We start from the raw sequence: 16,985 nt of genomic DNA on the forward strand, positions 1-16,985 counted from the left end.
CTTCGCGCAGGCCCTCTTTCGAGTTGCCTGCGCGAAGGCTTCGGTCACGCTTTGGTTTTCCAGACGTAACGGGTCTTCGGACGGCCCGCGCGACCGTAATCCGAACGGCGAGTGACCAATCCGTCGTCGGCCAGCTTCTCCAGGTAACGCCACGCGGTAATGCGGGAGACGCCGATGGTGGTCGCGGTGTCGGCGGCGGTGATGCCATCGGGCGCCGCCCGCACGGTGCGCGAGATTTCGTCGAGGGTCTGTGGCGCAACACCTTTGGGGGTCGTCGCCCGCTGGTCGGGGGTGCGTAGCGCGCTGAGTGCGCGGTCGATGTCGTGCTGGGAGACCGCCGTCTCGCCCGCGGGCAGGGCGGTGCGGAATTCGCGGTAGCGGTCGAGTTTGTCGCGAAAAGCGGCGAAGGTGAACGGCTTCAAGAGATAGAGGACAACGCCGTGCGAGACGGCGGTGCGCACCATGGCGAGGTCGCGGGCCGAGGTGATGGCGATGACGTCGGGTCGGGGAGCGAGGCCGGTCAGTGCCGCCGCGACATCGAGGCCGCTGGCATCGGGCAGCCCGATATCCATGAGCACCAGGTCGATCGGCGTGCCCTCGGCCGCGGCGTCGGCGGCCGCGCGCATCGCCTCGCGACCGGTGTGCGCCACCCCGACGGGCGTAAAGCCCTCGATGCGGTCCACATAGGCGCGGTGTGCCTCGGCGATGAGTGGTTCGTCCTCGACGATCAGCACTCGGATCACTGTGCGTCCTTTCGCGGAATCGTCACGGTTACCGCGCTTTCCGGATCTAGTTCGGTACGAATGGTTCCCCCGTGCCGGGCCACCAGGCGGTGGACCAGCGCGAGGCCGAGCCCGTGATGGTCGGCCTTTGTCGAATAGCCGCGCTGCGAGGCCCGCGCGAATGTCTGCTCCGACATGCCGGGCCCGCTGTCGGCGACGCGCACATACAACGCTGAATCCTGTTCTGCCGAAACGCCGTCGGTATTTTCGCCGGTCGCATCGCCGCGGTGTCCAACGGTGACCTCCACCCAGCCCGACGGGCTGTCGGCGGCGGCGTCGATGGCGTTGTCGATCAGGTTGCCGACCAGCGTCACCGTTTCCTGCGGGGAGAGCGGCTCGATCGAGTCGAGCGCGGTCTCCTCGGTGATGGTCAACTCGATGCTGCGCTCGGCCGCCTGATTCACCTTGCCGAGCAGCAGCGCGGCCAGCGCGGGCGAGCCGACCGCGTCCAGCAGTCGATCGATAAGCGCTTGGGACAGTTGGAGTTCCGAGGTCGCGAACTCCACCGCGTCCTGATAGCGGCCCAACTCGACCATGGTGACCACGGTGTGCAGCCGGTTGGCCGATTCGTGCGCCTGCGCGTGCAGCGATTCGGCGAAACTGCGCACCGAGTCGAGTTCGCCCATCACCGCCCGCAATTCGGTGTGGTCGCGGATCGTCATGACGGTGCCGATCGGCCGTCCCTCCCAGGTGACGATGTCCTGGTTGATGAGCAGGATGCGGTCGCCGGTCACGTGCATCTCGTCGCGGACAACGCCCCAGCTCATCTGCTGCATCGAGGTCGGCAGGTCGCCGCGGCGCACCTCGCCGTCGGGCAGTTCGAGCAGCCTGCGCGCCTCGTCGTTGACCACCTCGGCCAGCTCGCCCGCCATGCCGAAGACCACGAGTCCCTCGTGGATCGAATGCAGGACGGCGTCGTGCTGTTCATACATGGCGCGCAACTCGTCGGGCGCAAGGCCGTGCGTCTGCCTGCGCAGCCGACGGCTCAGCAGAAACGACCCGCTGCCAGAGACCGCGAGACCCGCCGCGGCGACGCCGAGGATCAGCGGCAGCTGCGTGGCGACCTGGTCGCCGATCTTGGCGCGGGTCACCCCGGCCGACACCAGCGCGACAACGCGCCCGCCGTCGTAGACCGGCGTCACCGCGCGGATGGACGGGCCGAGGGTGCCGGTGAACGTCTCGGTGAACGTCTCCCCGGCCAGCGCGCGGTCGATGTTCCCGCTGAACGGCTGTCCGATCATGGCCGTGTTGGTGTGGGTGTAGCGGGTGCGGTCCGGCGCCATGACGACGATGAAGTCCATGCCGGTCGCGGTGCGGATACGCTCGGTCACCGGTTGCAGCAGTGCGGTGGGGTCGGGGGCGTAGACGGCACTCAGGGTGGACCGAGCCTCAGCCACACTCACCGCGACATCTCGCACCTCGCGGGTGGTCGTCACGTCGCTGTGATGGCGGGCGTCGAGCACCGCGAGCACCGCGCCGACGGCGACCATCAGGGTCAGCACGATCAGCTGTAGTGCGAAGGCCTGACCGGCCAGGGATAGCCGACCGCGTCTCACTAGCTGCTTTCCTCCGCTGAACGTAATGCACCAAACCGTGACCGGCGTCACCCGGACCGTCATCATTCTGCCTGGAGGGCGTGAGGCACCTCACGTCGGCACCACCTCGGAGGACATCACCACTTATGAGCGAAGCAACACCGGAGGCACAACCACGCAAGCGTGACCGCACCCACTGGCTGTATCTGGCCGTCATTCTCGCGGTGATCGCGGGCATTCTCGTGGGTTGGCTCGCGCCAGGGTTCGGGCAGTCGGTTGCTCCGCTCGGCACCATTTTCGTCAATCTGATCAAGATGATGATCGCGCCGGTCATCTTCTGCACCATCGTGCTCGGCATCGGTTCGATCCGGTCGGCGGCGACCGTCGGCAAGGTCGGCGGGCTGACCATCGCGTACTTCATGGTCATGTCGACCGTCGCGCTGGTCATCGGGCTCGTTGTCGGCAATGTGATTTCGCCGGGCACCGGATTGAATATCGGCAAGACCGTCGGTGCCGGCAAGGATCTCGCGAAGACCGCACACAGCGCCGGCGGCACCTGGGACTTCCTCACCAGCATCGTCCCGACGACCATGTTTTCCTCGCTGACCTCGGGCAGCACGCTGCAGGCCCTGTTCATCGCGCTGCTCGTCGGGTTCGCGGTGCAGGCGATGGGTAAGACGGGTGAGCCGATCGTGCGCGGTGTCGCGATTGTGCAGAAGCTCGTTTTCCGCGTGCTGGTGATGATTCTGTGGCTCGCGCCGATCGGTGCGTTCGGCGCGATCGCGAATCTGGTCGGCAAGAGTGGACTGGACGCCGTGGTGAAGTTGGGGACGTTGATGATCGCGTTCTACCTGACTTGCTTGATATTCGTGTTCGGCGTGCTCGGGGTGATGATGTGGGCCATCGCTCGGGTGTCGGTGCTGAAGCTGGTCCGCTATCTGGCCCGTGAGTATCTGCTGATCCTCGCGACCTCGTCGTCGGAGTCGGCGTTGCCTCGGTTGATCGCGAAGATGGAGCACATGGGCGTCGAGCGGACGACCGTGGGTGTGGTTGTGCCGACCGGATATTCGTTCAATCTGGACGGGACTGCAATTTACCTGACAATGGCGTCGTTGTTCATCGCCGATGCGATGGGTAAACCGCTCAACATCGGCGAGCAGGTCGGCCTGCTGCTGTTCATGATCGTGGCGTCCAAGGGCGCGGCCGGTGTCACCGGTGCCGGCCTTGCCACGCTGGCCGGTGGCCTGGAGAGTCACCGCCCCGAATTGCTCGACGGCGTCGGCCTGATCGTCGGCATCGACCGCTTCATGTCCGAGGCCCGCGCCCTCACCAACTTCTCCGGCAACGCCGTCGCCACCGTGCTCATCGGCACCTGGACCAAAACCATCGACATCGAGCGCACCCGCGACGTGCTCAACCGCAAACTTCCCTTCGACGAACAAACCATGGTCGATAACGACCACGGCGCGCAGCCGCAGCAGGAGCCCGACACCAAAGACCTGGTTCCGGCCTAGCTGCTCTGTGAAACACGAAGGGCCCGCAGGATCTGCGGGCCCTTCGCGCTGTCCGGAGTCAAGGCAGCAGGTTGAATGCCGACAGGTGGCGAGGGCGAACCAAGCGGAAATGCTTGAGGTCAAGCGTCGCCACATTCAGCGCGCCCAAGCGTTCGGCAACGGCGATGACCGATGCGTCAACCGACCCGAGCGGAAGATCCGCATACTTCAGGATCAATTCGTGAACACGCCGTAGGTCGTGGTGAGTCAGTGGCTCCAGCTCGAGGCCGCCATCCAGTAGGGCGGCGATGAACATTGCCTCTGCATGCGTACCGCTGCGTTGCTCCAGTAGGTAACAGACCTCGGTGAGCACCGGTGCGGGCACTATCAGTGGGCCCTCCGCTGTCTCGAGTAGATCGGCGCACTCCTTGTGCCGATTGTCGCGACTGTTGATGGCGGCGACGATCGGCCCGGTGTCCAGGATGATCACTCGGTGCCGCCCAGGCCCTCTCTGACTACCTCGGCCGACCGCTCGGCTAGATCGGGTTCCGCTTCGAGAGTGCCGATGAAACCCAAGGATCGGCGACGCGGCATATCGACAGCGTCGGATCCTTTGCCCGCATCGTGGGCTTCGGCAAGCTCGCCAGCGATCTTGCCGAGCTCGGGATCTTCGGCGACGAGCAACCGCAGCCGCCGAACCTGAGTGGTCGACAGATGATCCACCAGGCGATGGACCTCTTCGTACTCGTGTGCTGCGGTCATGCTCTGAGTCTACTGAGCGACTGGCCGATCCCGATACGGTCGGCAGCCAGTGTCAGGACGCCCAATTCTCGGGGTTGAGGTGGTGTTGGGTAAGGGCGGTGCTCTTAGTGCGGTCTTGCTCATCTGCCTAGCGTCGCTAGGTTCGAGAGCAACCATAACGGAGCTTCGGTAGTTTGTCTAGCACTGCTAGTATTTAGTCATGAGTCCCCAGGCCCGCAAGGAACGTGAACGAGCCGAACGTCATCAGCGGATCATCGATACCGCGCGTGAGCTGGCGGAATCGCAGGGCTGGGAGGCGGTGACCGTGCGCAGGCTTGCCGAGCTCATCGAGTACAGCCAGCCCGTCCTGTACAGCCACTTCGCGGGCAAGTCGGCGATCGTGACGGCGGTGGCCCTGCAGGGCGTCGCGGACCTGGCCGTCGTGCTGCGCAAGGCCCATGATGAGGCGGCGGGCCCGGCTGACGCGCTGTCCCGCGTCAGCCGCGCCTATCTGGATTTCGCCGCCGCCAACCCGGCCCGCTACGAGGCGATGTTCATGATGAACGTCGACCTCGTCTGGGGCCTGGACGCGCCGCAGCCGCTGCGCGACTGCTTCGCGGAACTGGAGGCCTTGTTCCGCCCGTTCGTCGCCGAGGCGGACCTCGGCGCCCGCACCGAGGTGGCCTGGAGCGCGCTGCACGGCCTCGCGACCCTCGACGCGCACGGCCGCCTCCGGCCGGACCTGCGCGAACAGCGCCTCGACATTCTGGTCGCCGAATGGCTGGCCGCGGTCGGCGCGGATCCCGCCTAGCCGCATACCGTGAGCGAATCCCGTTCCCGCGGACCGAATCGACCTCGGTCTGCGGTGCTGGGCGACGCCTTCGTCCCGATCCGGCAGGCCGGGTGTGATTGGGCGCGCATTTCGCGGGCCGAGGTGTGCCGATCGGTAGCGTGAAGACATGCCTGATGTTGTGGTCGTCGGTTCCGGGCCGAACGGTCTCGCCGCCGCGGTGATTCTGGCGAAGGCCGGGCTCTCGGTGGAGGTGTACGAGGCCGAGTTCACGGCGGGCGGCGGGTCGCGCACGGCCGAACTGACGCTGCCCGGATTTCAGCACGACGTGTGTGCCGGTGCGCATCCGATGGCGTTGGCGTCCCCGTTCTTTCGCGCGTTCGATCTCGCGGCGCACGGCGTCGAGCTACTTACGCCGGAGGCGTCCTACGGTCATCCGCTTGACGGCGGCACGGCGGGGATTGCCTGGCGTGATCTGGAGCGGACCGTCGATGGTCTCGGCCGCGACGGTGCCACCTGGCGTTCGCTGTTCGAACCGCTGGTGCGGAACTGGGCGGCGGTGGTCGACTTCGCGATGTCGGACCTGCGCCGCCCACCCAGGGACCTGCTTACCGCGCTGCGGTTCGGCCTGCGGACGCTCGAGCAGGGATCACCGTTGTGGAACACCAGGTTTCAAGACGACGCCGCCCCCGCCCTGCTGACCGGTGTCGCCACCCACGCGATCACCCCGCCGCGCCGCGTGCCCGCCGCGGGCGCCGGACTCCTGCTCGGCACGCTGGCGCACGCGGGCGGCTGGGTGATCCCACGGGGTGGCAGCCAGGCGATCCCGAACGCGCTGATCGCCGAGCTCGAACGCCTCGGCGGCCGGGTGCACACCGGCCACCGCGTCGACTCCCTAGGGCAGTTCGACGACGCACGCGCGGTCGTGCTCGATCTCGCGCCCGCGGAAATGCTTCGCATCGCGGGCCATCGGTTCCCGGACCGATACGTCAAGCGGCTCAGGCATTTCCGCTACGGCGGCGCCGCGTGCAAGGTCGATTTCGCACTCGCCGGCCCGGTGCCATGGCAGGCCGATGGCCTCGATCGCGCCGGAACCGTGCACCTGATCGGCACCCGAGCCGAGGCCATGGCCGCCGAACGCGCGGGCGCCGCGGGGCAGCACGCGGAGCGGCCGTACGTGCTGTCCATCCAGCCCGGTGTGGTCGATCCAACTCGCGCTCCGGCAGGCAAGCAGACGTTCTACACCTACGCGCACGTGCCGAACGGCTCGACCCGTGACGTCAGCGAGACGGTCATCGCCCAGGTCGAGCGCTTCGCCCCCGGCTTCCGCGACCTGATCCTCGCCAAGCATGTCTACACCGCGGCCGAAATGCCCGCGCACAACGCCAATTACATCGGCGGCGACATCTCGGCGGGCGCGATGACCCTGCGCCAGTTCGCCTTCCGTCCCACCCCGAGCTGGAACCCTTACGCCACACCGCTTCCCGGCGTGTACCTGTGCTCCTCGTCGACCCCACCCGGGCCCGGCGTGCACGGCATGTCCGGCCTGCACGCCGCCCGCAGCGTGCTGCGCCAGCGCTTCGGCATCACGACCGACCCGCTGGCCCTGCTCCGCAACCCTTAGCTAGACGGACTCGGAACGGTAGAGATCCGGTTCGAGATACATCACGCGGGCCGCTGGCACGGCGGCGCGGACGCGTGCTTCGGCGTCATCGATGGCCGTGGCGAGCTGCGCGACATCGAGGCCGGGCACCGCGCCGATCTTGGCGGCCACCAAAAGCTCGTCGGGGCCGAGGTATTGGGTCTTGAGGTGGATCACGCGGTCGATGCGGTCACCGTCGACCAGGTTCTCGCGAATGAGCCGGTCCTCGGCGGGGGTAGCGCCTTCGCCGATGAGCAGGCTCTGCATCTCCACGATCAGCACGATGGCGATGACGCCGAGCAGGACGCCGATGGCGAGGGTGCCGACACCGTCCCACACCGCGTCGCCGGTGAGCATGGTCAGTCCGACGCCGGCGAAGGCGAACACCAGACCGATCAGCGCGCCGGTGTCCTCGAGCAGCACCACCGGCAGTTCCGGGCTGCGCGAGTTACGAATGAACCGCCACCAGCTCGAATTGCCCTTGAGCGGCGCGGATTCGCGCATCGCTGTCCGGAAGCTGTAGGACTCCAGCGTGATCGCGATGAACAGGATGACGATCGCCACGATCGGCGAGCTCAGTTCCTCCGGATGCTGGACCTTGTGCACGCCCTCGTAGAGCGCGTAACCGGAGCCGAGGGTGAATAGCACCAGCGCGACGATGAACGAGTAGAAGTAGCGATTGCGCGCGTATCCGAACGGGTGCAGCGCGTCGGCCTCCTGCGCGGCGCGCTGCTGACCGAGCAGCAGCAGGGCCTGGTTGCCGGTGTCGGCGACCGAGTGCACCGCCTCGGCGAGCATCGAGCCGGAACCGGTGATCAGCGCGCCGACGAACTTCGCGACGGCGATCCCCGCGTTCGCCGACAACGCGGCGAGAATCGCCTTCTTGCCACCACCAGCCGACATGCCCTGGACGTCCTCTCTCCGAATTGTCCGATCCTGGCTAACTTAGCGTGTGCGGGCCGCCGGATACCCGAGGCCTGACCGATCACCGCCGCAGCGGCGAATCACACGTTGCCGACGCAGGCACAGAAGAGCTGGGCGGCGCCGTCCAGCGCGCGGGCGCGAATGTCGGTGTCGGCGGCCGAGATCCACGCGGCGGCGCCGCGCTCGAGCGTCAACTCGGCCTCGCCGTGCAGCAGTCGCACCGACCCCGCCGTGCACAGCACGATGCCGGGACCCGCCGCGGTGAGCGGGACCTGCGCCGAGCCTTCGGTGAGGTCGAAGCGGCGCAGTTCGAATTCCGGTGCTGGGGTGCGGTAGCGGACCGAGCCGTCGCCTGCCGGTTCCGGCAGCACGACGGGGAGGTTGATCGGTTCGAAGTCGAGCACCCGCAACAGTTCCGGCACATCGACGTGTTTGGGGGTGAGACCGCCGCGCAGCACATTGTCGGAGTTGGCCATGATCTCCACGCCGAGTCCGCGCAGGTAGGCGTGCAGATTACCGGCCGCGAGGAACAGTCCCTGGCCGGGTTCCAGGGTCAGCCGGTTCAGCAGCAGGGCCGCGAGTACACCGGCGTCGCCGGGGTAGGCCTCGGCGAGTTCGAGGGTGGTGCGCGCCTCAGGGGTGAACTCGCGCTTGCCTTTTCCGGACAGGTAGCGCACGCAGCCGTCGAGCACCTCGGGCAGCAGCGTCGCGAGCACGTGCTGCGGCAGCGTGATCCAGGTGGTGAACAGGGTGCGCAGGCCGTCGGAATCCGGTTGCGCGGCAAGCAGGTTGGCGAACGAGGTGAGGCCGTCGACCTGAAGCGCGCGCAGCAGTTCGACGGTGCGGTTCGGATCGCGGAAGCCGGCCAGCGCCTCGAATCGGTCCAGTGCCACAACGAGTTCCGGCTTGTGGTTGTCGTCGCGGTAGTTGCGCATCGGCGAGTCCAACGCGACATTGGTGCGGTTCTCCCGTTCGAATCCCGCGCGTGCCTGCGCGGTGCTCGGGTGCGCCTGCAGCGACAGCGGCTCCTCGGCGGCCAGGATCTTCAGCAGGAACGGCAGCTTGCCGCCGAATTCCTGGGCGGCGGGGCCCAATTCGCGTTTCGGATCCTCGGCGACATAATCGAGCAGCGACCGGCTGTCGCCATCGATCAGGACGTGCGCCGGGTCGGCGGGATGCGCGCCGAACCACAGTTCGGCCTCCGGATGCGCGGACGGAACGGGTCGGCCGCACAGCTGAGCGAGCGCGGTGCGCGAGCCCCAGGCATACGAGCGCAGCGCACCAACGAGTTCGTGCACTAGTAACTTCCCCCGAACTGCCCTTGGTCGTCGGTCGCGGTGCCTCGGGTGCCGATCAGCCGTAGGTAGGCGGCGGCCATTTCCAGCCGCACCGCGAGCACAGCGAGCTGTTCGAGTTCACCGCCGGTTCCGGGAGCCGGCTCCTCGGGGCGCGGCGGGGCAGGCACGGACGGGTCGATGAGACCGGTGTGCAGCAGATCGAGCTCGGCGGCCACCAGGTCGGCGTCGACCAGGCTGGAGCCGGTGCCGCCGAACACGGCGATCCGGCGCCGCGCGGCGGACTGGTCGGGGTCGGCGCTGAGCACGAACACCCGGATGCGTTCCACCTGGACCGGCCCGTCGAGTTCCTCGTCGTGGAACAGCGGATCGAAGCCGGGCGCGGATTCGCCTGCGGCCTCGACCATTCGGGACTTGGCGGCCACCGCCTCGGCCAAATCGACGGCGGTGGCGACCCGGCCCGCCGACTGCAGCAGCACCTCGGCGCCGTGCTCGGCCAGCTCGGCCGCGGCGGGGGAGTCGCCCGCGAACACCACACCGCGCTGATGCATCCGCGAGGCGAGTGTTTTGGCCGGGTTGCGGAAGACCTCGTTGGTCGGCCCGGCGCGCAACGCCTCCGCGTCGAGCACGTCGGCAAGCTCGGTGAGGTCTGGCACGAACGATCCGCTGCGTTGCGGGTCGACCGCGCGCAGGACGGCGATCCCGGCGGCAAGGAAGCGCAGCAGGCGATTGTGATCGAGCACCTGGACCCGAGGCGCGAGCACGGCGGCCCGGCCCGCCGCGACGGCGCGCATCGGTCCTTCGATGGGTGCGGCGACGACCACCTCGGCGCCGCGGCGCAGCGCACGATCTACCGCGTCGGTCAGGCGCGGGTCGCCGGCGTCGTCACCGGCGACAAGCACGACATCGAGCGGGCCGACCCAGGGCGGCAGCGCGGTGACGGGTACGACGGGCAGCCCGGCGCGGTCGCCGAGCGCGGCGACGAGCAGGCTCGCGGCCCGTGCGGCTCGGCCAGAGCCGGAGACGAGTACCACGCTGCGCGGTCGCAGGCCGTCCAGGCGCGCGAGCGCGTCCTCACCGACGGCTGCCGCGGTGGCACGGACTTGAGCGCCGCCCGAGGCGGCCGAGCGCAGGGCGCCGCCGGTATCGGCCGCCTCGAGCGAAGCGGCGTCATCGAGGTCGAGCACCGGTGTTCCAGCGATCATCGGGCGTCCCACCTCCCCTCATCGCGCTGAGTCGTTTCCGCCCTCGCTCGCTCCCGGGTCAGCTGCCACGCCGGGCTCGAGGTGGACGAATCCAAGGCCTGTGATTCCACTATTCCAGTCAGGAGCGGACGATGCTCAGAATCTCGGTTACGAGTACGTCTACTTCTTCCGGCGATCGGGCTTCGACGTTGAGCCTGAGCAGCGGTTCGGTATTCGACGCGCGCAGATTGAACCAGGCGTCGTCGGCGAGCTGGATGGTCACGCCGTCCAGCCTATCCACCGAGATCGTCCGATCCCCGAATGCCTCCACCACAGCCAATGTCCGCTCCTTCGCGTCCGGCACTGTGGAATTGATCTCTCCGGAGGCCGCATATGTTTCATATGCCGCCATCAGCTCCGACACCGGCCGGTCCTTCTCGCCGAGCGCGGCGAGCACGTGCAGCGCGGCGAGCATGCCGGAGTCGGCGCCCCAGAAGTCGCGGAAGTAGTAGTGCGCGGAGTGCTCGCCGCCGAACACCGCGCCGGTGGAGGCCATCTGCTGCTTGATGAACGAGTGGCCGACCCTGGTGCGCACCGGGGTGCCGCCGAGCGCGGTGACGAGCTCGGGCACCGCGTGCGAGGTGATCAGGTTGTGGATGATGACCGCGCCAGGTTCCTTGACCAGTTCGCGCTCGGCGACCAGCGCGGTGATGGTGGACGGGGACACCGGGTCGCCCTTCTCGTCCACCACGAAGCAGCGGTCGGCGTCGCCGTCGAAGGCGAGTCCGATATCGGCGCCCGACTTGACCACCAGGTCCTGCAGATCGACCAGGTTCTTCGGATCGAGCGGGTTGGCCTCGTGGTTCGGGAAGGTGCCGTCGAGTTCGAAGTACAGCGGCACGATGGTGACCTGTGGCAGCGCGTCGAACACGGCGGGCACGGTGTGGCCGCCCATGCCGTTGCCCGCGTCCACCGCGATGGTGAGCGGGCGGACCGCGCTGAGATCGACGAGGCCGCGCAGGAAGCTCGCGTAGTCGGCGAGCAGGTCGACCTTGGTCGCGGTGCCGTGCGCGCCGTCGTAGCCGGGGACGCCCTCGGCGACTTCGCTCTTGATGGTGGCCAGGCCCGTGTCTTGGCCTACCGGAATGGCTTTGGCGCGGCACATCTTGATGCCGTTGTAGCGGGCCGGGTTGTGGCTCGCGGTGAACATGGCGCCGGGGCAGTTCAGGCTGCCCGAGGCGAAGTAGAGCTGATCGGTGGACGCGAGCCCGATGTGCACCACGTCGAGGCCCTGCGCCAGCACACCGTCGGCGAAGGCCGCCGACAGCTCGGGGGAGGAGTCGCGCATGTCGTGTCCGATGACGGCCCGCGTCGCGCCTTCCGCGCGCATCAGCCTGGCGAACGACGCACCGATATCGGTGACGAATTCGGCGTCGAGCTGTTCACCGACCACACCGCGAACGTCGTAAGCCTTGATCACCGCGTTTACGAATTCGGCAGAGCGGGCGACTGTCATGCCCACCACCCTAGGGGATGGCAGTCGGCGAAGCCGACGGGGTGGGTTGAGCGCAGTGGTTGCGCCGCTTGGGTTTGACCCGGTCCTCGGCTTGTTCAGGAGGGCGGGTCGGGCAGTACGCGCAGATGGCCACGGCGGCCGGTGCGGGTGGTGCGCTGCGGCGGTGGCGTGTAGTCGCGGTAGCCGCGCTGGTCGTGTTCCGGCGGGCGGCGGCGCAGCCCGGCCTCGCGGACCGCTTCGGCGAGCGCGGTCAGGTCGTCGTCATCCGGTGTGCTGGAGGAGAATCCGCCTTCGTGGCGGACCATTTCCCAGCCCTTCGGCGCGGTGATGCGGGAGCCGTGTGTTTCGCAGAGATCCCAGGAGTGTGGTTCGGCGACGGTCGCGAGTGGTCCGACAACGGCGGTCGAGTCCGAGTACACATAGGTGAGCGTCGCGACGGCCGGATTCTTGCAACCTGGACGGCAGCAACGACGCATGGGGATCACGCCGATGAGAGTAACCCGCTCGGCGTGCCGATGTGGATAGACACGCTCATGATTCGGGCAAAAACTCCCGTTACGCGGCGGCTGCCGCTGGCGGGCGAAGGGCCTCGGGCCGTGCGGTCGCACCCGAGGTCGTGTCGGTGCGCGGTCTGCGGGCCGCGCACCGTGTGTTGGTTATCAGTTATCGCTGCTCGCAACAACATTCGTTACCGAGGTGCGCGCGGCTTGGTGCGTTTTTACTCGGGTTCGGGGTCGATGATGTCCGGATCGACGCCGAGGTAGGTGGCGATCTGCTGGACGAGCACCTCGCGCAGCAGGTCGACCAGGTCGTCTGGATCGCTCGCGCGCAGCTCGAGTGGCTTGCGGAACAGCACCACCCTGGCGCGGGTCGCGGTGCCGTGCCGGTCGACGCCCGCCGGGATGAGCCGCGACAGCGGCACCGGGCCGTCGGCGACGACCTCGTCCGGCCAGGTGACCGAATCCGGATGCAGCGGACGGATTTTCGGCACATCGTCGACCGCGATATCGAGTTTGGTGAGCCGGTCGTGCCAGCGCGTGTCCAGCGGCGCGAACGCCTCGAGCACCAGCCGATCGAACTTCTGTCCCCTGGTGCGCCAGGCCGGCACCGTTGGCGGCAACATCGGCCCACGCACGCCGCGACCACGGCGGATCACCGACCGTGCGGTCGGCGGACGACGATTACGGGAACGTGCCATGGGTTAAAACCTAGTCAGCCCGCCCGGTACCCGCGCACCCAGTGCTGTCCAAGTCGCCGCGTCGTGCTGGCCGACGGTGTTCGAGCGGGGCAGGGGCGTACCCCCGGAGCTACCCGCGTGTTCGCGAGAACTGTTGTCGCCGTAGCGAGTTGTCGCGATCGCGGATAACTCGGGGGCCAACCCAAGTCTGCTAGCCGATGCCGCGCTTGAGGCGGCGACGCTCCCGTTCGGAGAGACCGCCCCAGATGCCGAAGCGCTCATCGTGGGCGAGTGCGTATTCCAGGCACTCGTCACGCACCTCGCAGCCCATGCAGATCCGTTTCGCCTCGCGAGTCGAGCCGCCCTTCTCTGGGAAGAACGCCTCCGGATCGGTCTGCGCGCACAGGGCGCGCTCTTGCCACTGTTCTTCGATGGATTCGAACATCTCGTCGAAGCCCGTGACGACCAGGCTGAGCCGGGGCGCTGACGCTTCGTCGCCCATGTCAGGCTGAACCATCGGGACTTCGTCACCCCCCTCACGATCGATCCAGCCGTTGTTTGCGCAGACGCCACGTGCTGCGCCTGCTGTGGAATCGGTCGGCGAGACCATCTCGTTGGCCATCGCTCCGCCTCCTCACTGTGTGTTAGCGCAGAATGATTCGATCCGTCGGACCAACACGCTTACCGACGGCCATACCCCGCGACGTTGTCCCGCGGACGTCCCCGAGCTCGTCATCTCGATGCGAACATCTGTTCGAAAAGCCGTTCGCGCCTTGCACTCTCGCGCGAACCCGAAATGACATGACTGTGATTAGACACGCCGGACGTGTCGATGGTCAAGCGGCCGTCGCTATTCCGTTACTATCCGCGAACGCTTTCGAAGATGATCTTGAGTCGGAGTAGGGCAAATGACCAGCAACTATGGCATGAACATCGCCCGGTCCGGCAGCGCATAGGCTGTGCGGATGTGACTTCCCTTCAAGCGGACACCGAACCCGTCGGCGGGCCACGGATTGCCGTCCTGGTCGGGGGTGTCGGCGGCGCTCGCTTTCTCCAGGGCGTCCGGGAACTGCTGCCCGATGCCGATGTCTCCGCGATCGTGAACGTCGGTGACGACGTCTGGATGCATGGCCTCCGGATCTGTCCTGACCTTGATACCTGCATGTACACCCTTGGTGGCGGCATCGATACCGAGCGCGGTTGGGGCAGGCCCGCCGAGACCTGGCACGCCAAGGAAGAGCTGGCCAAGTACAACGCGCAACCGGACTGGTTCGGTCTCGGCGATCGCGACCTCGCCACGCATTTGGTTCGGAGCGAAATGTTGCGCGCCGGGTACCCGCTGTCCGCGGTGACCGAGGCGCTCTGCAACCGATGGCAGCCGGGCGTGAAACTGATCCCGGCAACCGACGATCGGTGTGAAACGCATGTGGTTGTGAGCGACCCCGACAACCCTGGCGAACGTCGCGCGATCCATTTTCAAGAGTGGTGGGTTCGCTATCGCGCGAACATCGAGACCCATGGATTCGCCACAATTGGGGCAGAGGACGCCAAACCAGCCCCAAATGTGATCGAGATCATAGAGTCCGCGGATGTGGTCTTGCTCGCTCCCTCCAACCCCGTGGTGAGCATCGGCGCCATCCTCGCGGTGCCCGGTATCCGCGGCGCGCTGCGCACCACCGACGCCAAGGTGATCGGCGTGTCCGGGGTGATCGACGGGAAACCGCTGCGCGGCATGGCCGACGAATGCCTGTCGGTGATCGGGGTCGAGACGACCGCCGAGGCGATCGGCCGCTACTACGGCGCCCGCTCGGCCACCGGCATTTTGGACGGCTGGCTGATCCACACCACCGACACCGCGGACGTGCCCGGTGTCGAAGTACGCAGCGTGCCGCTGCTGATGACCGATCCGCCGACCACCGCCGAGATGGTGCGGGAGGCCCTTGACCTCGCGGGAGTGAAACCCTGATGACCATCGATCACGCGGCGGGCGAGCTGCGCATCCTGCCGATCACCGGCCTGCCCGAGTTCCGGCCCGGCGACGACCTCGCCGGACACATCGCCGACCAGGCGCCGTGGCTGGCCGACGGTGACGTGCTCGTGGTGACGAGCAAGATCGTCGCCAAGGTCGAGGGGCGCATCGTCGAGGCGCCGCTGGATCCGGAGGAGCGCGACGCGATGCGCCGCGACCTGGTCGAGCAGGAGGCGGTCCGGATACTCGCGCGCAAGGGCCGCACCTTGATCACCGAGAACAAGCTCGGCATCGTGCAGGCCGCGTCCGGCATCGACGGTTCCAATGTCGAACAGGGCGAATTGGTGTTGCTGCCCGCCGATCCCGACGCCAGCGCGAAGGCCTTGCGCTCGGCGCTGGCCGAGCGGCTCGGCGTGCGGGTCGCCGTGGTCATCACCGACACCATGGGCCGGGCCTGGCGCAACGGCCAGACCGACACCGCGATCGGCGCGTCCGGCCTTCGGGTGCTGCACGACTACGCGGGTGCGGTCGACGGACAGGGCAATGAACTGCACGTCACGCAGGTGGCGATCGCGGACGAGCTGGCCGCCGCGGCGGATCTGGTGAAGGGCAAGCTCGGCGGCGTTCCGGTCGCGGTGGTGCGCGGGCTGCCGATCGTCGACGACGGGTCGAGCGCGGTGGATCTGCTGCGCGGCGGCACCGACGATCTGTTCTGGCTCGGCACCGCCGAGGCGATCGAACAGGGGCGCCGCGAGGCGGTGCTGCTGCGTCGCTCGATCCGTCAGTTCGCCGACGCGCCGGTCGATCCCGAACGCGTCCGCGCCGCGGTCGCGGTGGCCTTGACCGCGCCGGCGCCGCACCACACCCGTCCGGTGCGGTTCGTGTGGCTGCGCGAGCCGGGCCTGCGGGCTCGGCTGCTCGACGCGATGACCGAGAAGTGGCGTGCCGATCTCACCGCCGACGGGCTGGCGCCGGACCGGGTGGAACGCCGAATCGCCCGTGGCCGAATCCTTTTCGACGCTCCCGAGGTGATCATCCCGTTCTGCGTTCCGGACGGCGCGCACGACTATCCGGACGAGCGACGCCGCGCGAACGAACGCACCATGTTCACCGTCGCGGTCGGCGCGGCGGTGCAGGGTCTGCTGGTCGCGCTGGCCACCGAGGGCCTCGGCAGCTGCTGGATCGGCTCGACCATCTTCGCGCCGGAGGTCACCCGCGCCGTGCTGGGTCTCGATGACGACTGGAACCCGTTGGGCGCCATCGCCATCGGTCATCCGCTCGAAGAGCTCACCCCGCGCCCGACGCCCGGCTCCGGTTTCGGGCTTGTCGAATTGTGAGCGCGGATTCGCTGCACGCCTCCGCGACGGAATTGCTCGAAACCTGGTCTCCCGCTGAGGGTCCCGACCAGTCGCTGCGGCAGGCGATGCTCGCGTTCCTCGGCTCGGCACCGCGCGGCTGCCTGCGCGAGCACGCGCCAGGACACATCACCGCCTCGGCGGTGGTCTTCTCGCACGACGAACGCGAGGTCCTGCTGACCCTGCACCCTCGGGTCGGCCGCTGGATCCAGCTCGGCGGCCACTGCGAGGAAAGCGATGACACGGTGGCGGGCGCCGCGCTGCGCGAGGCCACCGAGGAGTCCGGCATCGCCGGGCTCCGGCTGGAGCCGGAACTGTATGGGGCCCAGGCACATCCGATCACCTGCTCGCTCGGCGTGCCGACCAGGCATCTCGATCTGCTGTTCCGGATCACCGCGCCAGAGGCTGCGGTTCCGGTGCGCAGCGCGGAGTCCACCGACCTGCGCTGGTGGCCGGTCGACGCGTTGCCCGCGAACGCCGATGTGCTGCTGCGGTAACACCCCTCGACGACCAACACCCCGGCCGGACACCCGTTCCGACCGGGGTGTTTGCCGTTCACCCCGCCCATTTGCTTTACAAATC

Annotated in this window: 17 protein-coding genes; 6 read left to right on the forward strand and 11 right to left on the reverse strand. The window is 67.9% G+C overall.

The genetic code is table 11. The annotated features are described in order from the left end of the window. Positions 1-44 precede the first annotated feature (44 nt). Both OG203_RS33240 and OG203_RS33245 read right to left on the reverse strand, forming a co-directional pair. The gene (locus OG203_RS33240) at positions 45-743 is read right to left on the reverse strand and encodes a response regulator (protein ID WP_405161178.1); all 699 of its coding nucleotides are present in this window, start codon (positions 741-743) and stop codon (positions 45-47) included. Further along, complete coding sequence (locus OG203_RS33245) at positions 740-2,272, reverse strand: ATP-binding protein (protein WP_405168084.1); 1,533 nt, start codon at positions 2,270-2,272, stop codon at positions 740-742. The genes OG203_RS33240 and OG203_RS33245 overlap by 4 nt, the downstream gene beginning before the upstream one ends. Before the next feature lie 191 nt (positions 2,273-2,463). Here OG203_RS33245 and OG203_RS33250 point away from each other — a divergent pair, with 191 nt between their 5' ends. After that, entirely contained in the window at positions 2,464-3,831 is a 1,368-nt protein-coding gene (locus OG203_RS33250) for a cation:dicarboxylate symporter family transporter (protein ID WP_405161179.1), read from the forward strand. A gap of 58 nt (positions 3,832-3,889) precedes the next feature. Here the strand turns inward: OG203_RS33250 and OG203_RS33255 are convergent, their stop codons facing one another. Together OG203_RS33255 and OG203_RS33260 are read right to left on the reverse strand one after the other, a co-directional pair. After that, complete coding sequence (locus tag OG203_RS33255; RefSeq protein ID WP_405161180.1) at positions 3,890-4,300, reverse strand: type II toxin-antitoxin system VapC family toxin; 411 nt, start codon at positions 4,298-4,300, stop codon at positions 3,890-3,892. Beyond that, complete coding sequence (locus OG203_RS33260) at positions 4,297-4,572, reverse strand: hypothetical protein (RefSeq protein WP_405161181.1); 276 nt, start codon at positions 4,570-4,572, stop codon at positions 4,297-4,299. The genes OG203_RS33255 and OG203_RS33260 overlap by 4 nt, the downstream gene beginning before the upstream one ends. A 199-nt stretch (positions 4,573-4,771) precedes the next feature. Between OG203_RS33260 and OG203_RS33265 the strand changes: the two genes are divergently transcribed. Both OG203_RS33265 and OG203_RS33270 read left to right on the forward strand, forming a co-directional pair. After that, positions 4,772-5,362, forward strand: a complete 591-nt coding sequence (locus OG203_RS33265) for a TetR/AcrR family transcriptional regulator (protein ID WP_405161182.1) — start codon at positions 4,772-4,774, stop codon at positions 5,360-5,362. A gap of 148 nt (positions 5,363-5,510) precedes the next feature. Continuing rightward, positions 5,511-6,965 (forward strand): phytoene desaturase family protein, encoded by a 1,455-nt coding sequence (locus tag OG203_RS33270; RefSeq protein WP_405161183.1) that lies wholly within the window; start codon positions 5,511-5,513, stop codon positions 6,963-6,965. Here the strand turns inward: OG203_RS33270 and OG203_RS33275 are convergent, their stop codons facing one another. The 7 genes from OG203_RS33275 to OG203_RS33305 all read right to left on the reverse strand — a co-directional run bounded on the left by OG203_RS33275 (position 6,966) and on the right by OG203_RS33305 (position 13,524). Continuing rightward, positions 6,966-7,886 (reverse strand): cation diffusion facilitator family transporter, encoded by a 921-nt coding sequence (locus OG203_RS33275; protein ID WP_405161184.1) that lies wholly within the window; start codon positions 7,884-7,886, stop codon positions 6,966-6,968. It lies immediately after the preceding gene. Between the two features lie 101 nt (positions 7,887-7,987). Continuing rightward, entirely contained in the window at positions 7,988-9,205 is a 1,218-nt protein-coding gene (gene manA, locus OG203_RS33280; RefSeq protein WP_405161185.1) for a mannose-6-phosphate isomerase, class I, read from the reverse strand. After that, positions 9,205-10,407: a tobH protein gene (locus OG203_RS33285; protein ID WP_405161186.1), complete on the reverse strand. Its 1,203-nt coding sequence runs from the start codon at positions 10,405-10,407 to the stop codon at positions 9,205-9,207. The genes manA and OG203_RS33285 overlap by 1 nt, the downstream gene beginning before the upstream one ends. Before the next feature lie 118 nt (positions 10,408-10,525). Beyond that, complete coding sequence (locus tag OG203_RS33290; RefSeq protein ID WP_405161187.1) at positions 10,526-11,902, reverse strand: phosphomannomutase/phosphoglucomutase; 1,377 nt, start codon at positions 11,900-11,902, stop codon at positions 10,526-10,528. A gap of 95 nt (positions 11,903-11,997) precedes the next feature. After that, positions 11,998-12,378, reverse strand: coding sequence for a DUF3499 domain-containing protein (locus OG203_RS33295; RefSeq protein WP_405168085.1), 381 nt, complete (start codon positions 12,376-12,378; stop codon positions 11,998-12,000). Between the two features lie 242 nt (positions 12,379-12,620). Next, entirely contained in the window at positions 12,621-13,100 is a 480-nt protein-coding gene (locus OG203_RS33300) for a metallopeptidase family protein (protein ID WP_167768837.1), read from the reverse strand. Between the two features lie 190 nt (positions 13,101-13,290). After that, positions 13,291-13,524: a WhiB family transcriptional regulator gene (locus OG203_RS33305; RefSeq protein WP_029901515.1), complete on the reverse strand. Its 234-nt coding sequence runs from the start codon at positions 13,522-13,524 to the stop codon at positions 13,291-13,293. A gap of 522 nt (positions 13,525-14,046) precedes the next feature. Here OG203_RS33305 and cofD point away from each other — a divergent pair. Genes cofD through OG203_RS33320 form a run of 3 tightly spaced genes read left to right on the forward strand, consistent with a single transcriptional unit; the run spans position 14,047 to position 16,900 of the window. Beyond that, entirely contained in the window at positions 14,047-15,045 is a 999-nt protein-coding gene (cofD, locus tag OG203_RS33310) for a 2-phospho-L-lactate transferase (protein WP_405161188.1), read from the forward strand. Then, entirely contained in the window at positions 15,045-16,385 is a 1,341-nt protein-coding gene (locus OG203_RS33315; protein ID WP_405161189.1) for a coenzyme F420-0:L-glutamate ligase, read from the forward strand. Before cofD ends, OG203_RS33315 begins: the two co-directional genes overlap by 1 nt. Continuing rightward, positions 16,382-16,900 (forward strand): NUDIX hydrolase, encoded by a 519-nt coding sequence (locus OG203_RS33320; RefSeq protein WP_405161190.1) that lies wholly within the window; start codon positions 16,382-16,384, stop codon positions 16,898-16,900. Before OG203_RS33315 ends, OG203_RS33320 begins: the two co-directional genes overlap by 4 nt. Positions 16,901-16,985 lie beyond the last annotated feature (85 nt).

The organism is Nocardia sp. NBC_01499, from assembly GCF_045040275.1.
Lineage (GTDB): Bacteria > Actinomycetota > Actinomycetes > Mycobacteriales > Mycobacteriaceae > Nocardia.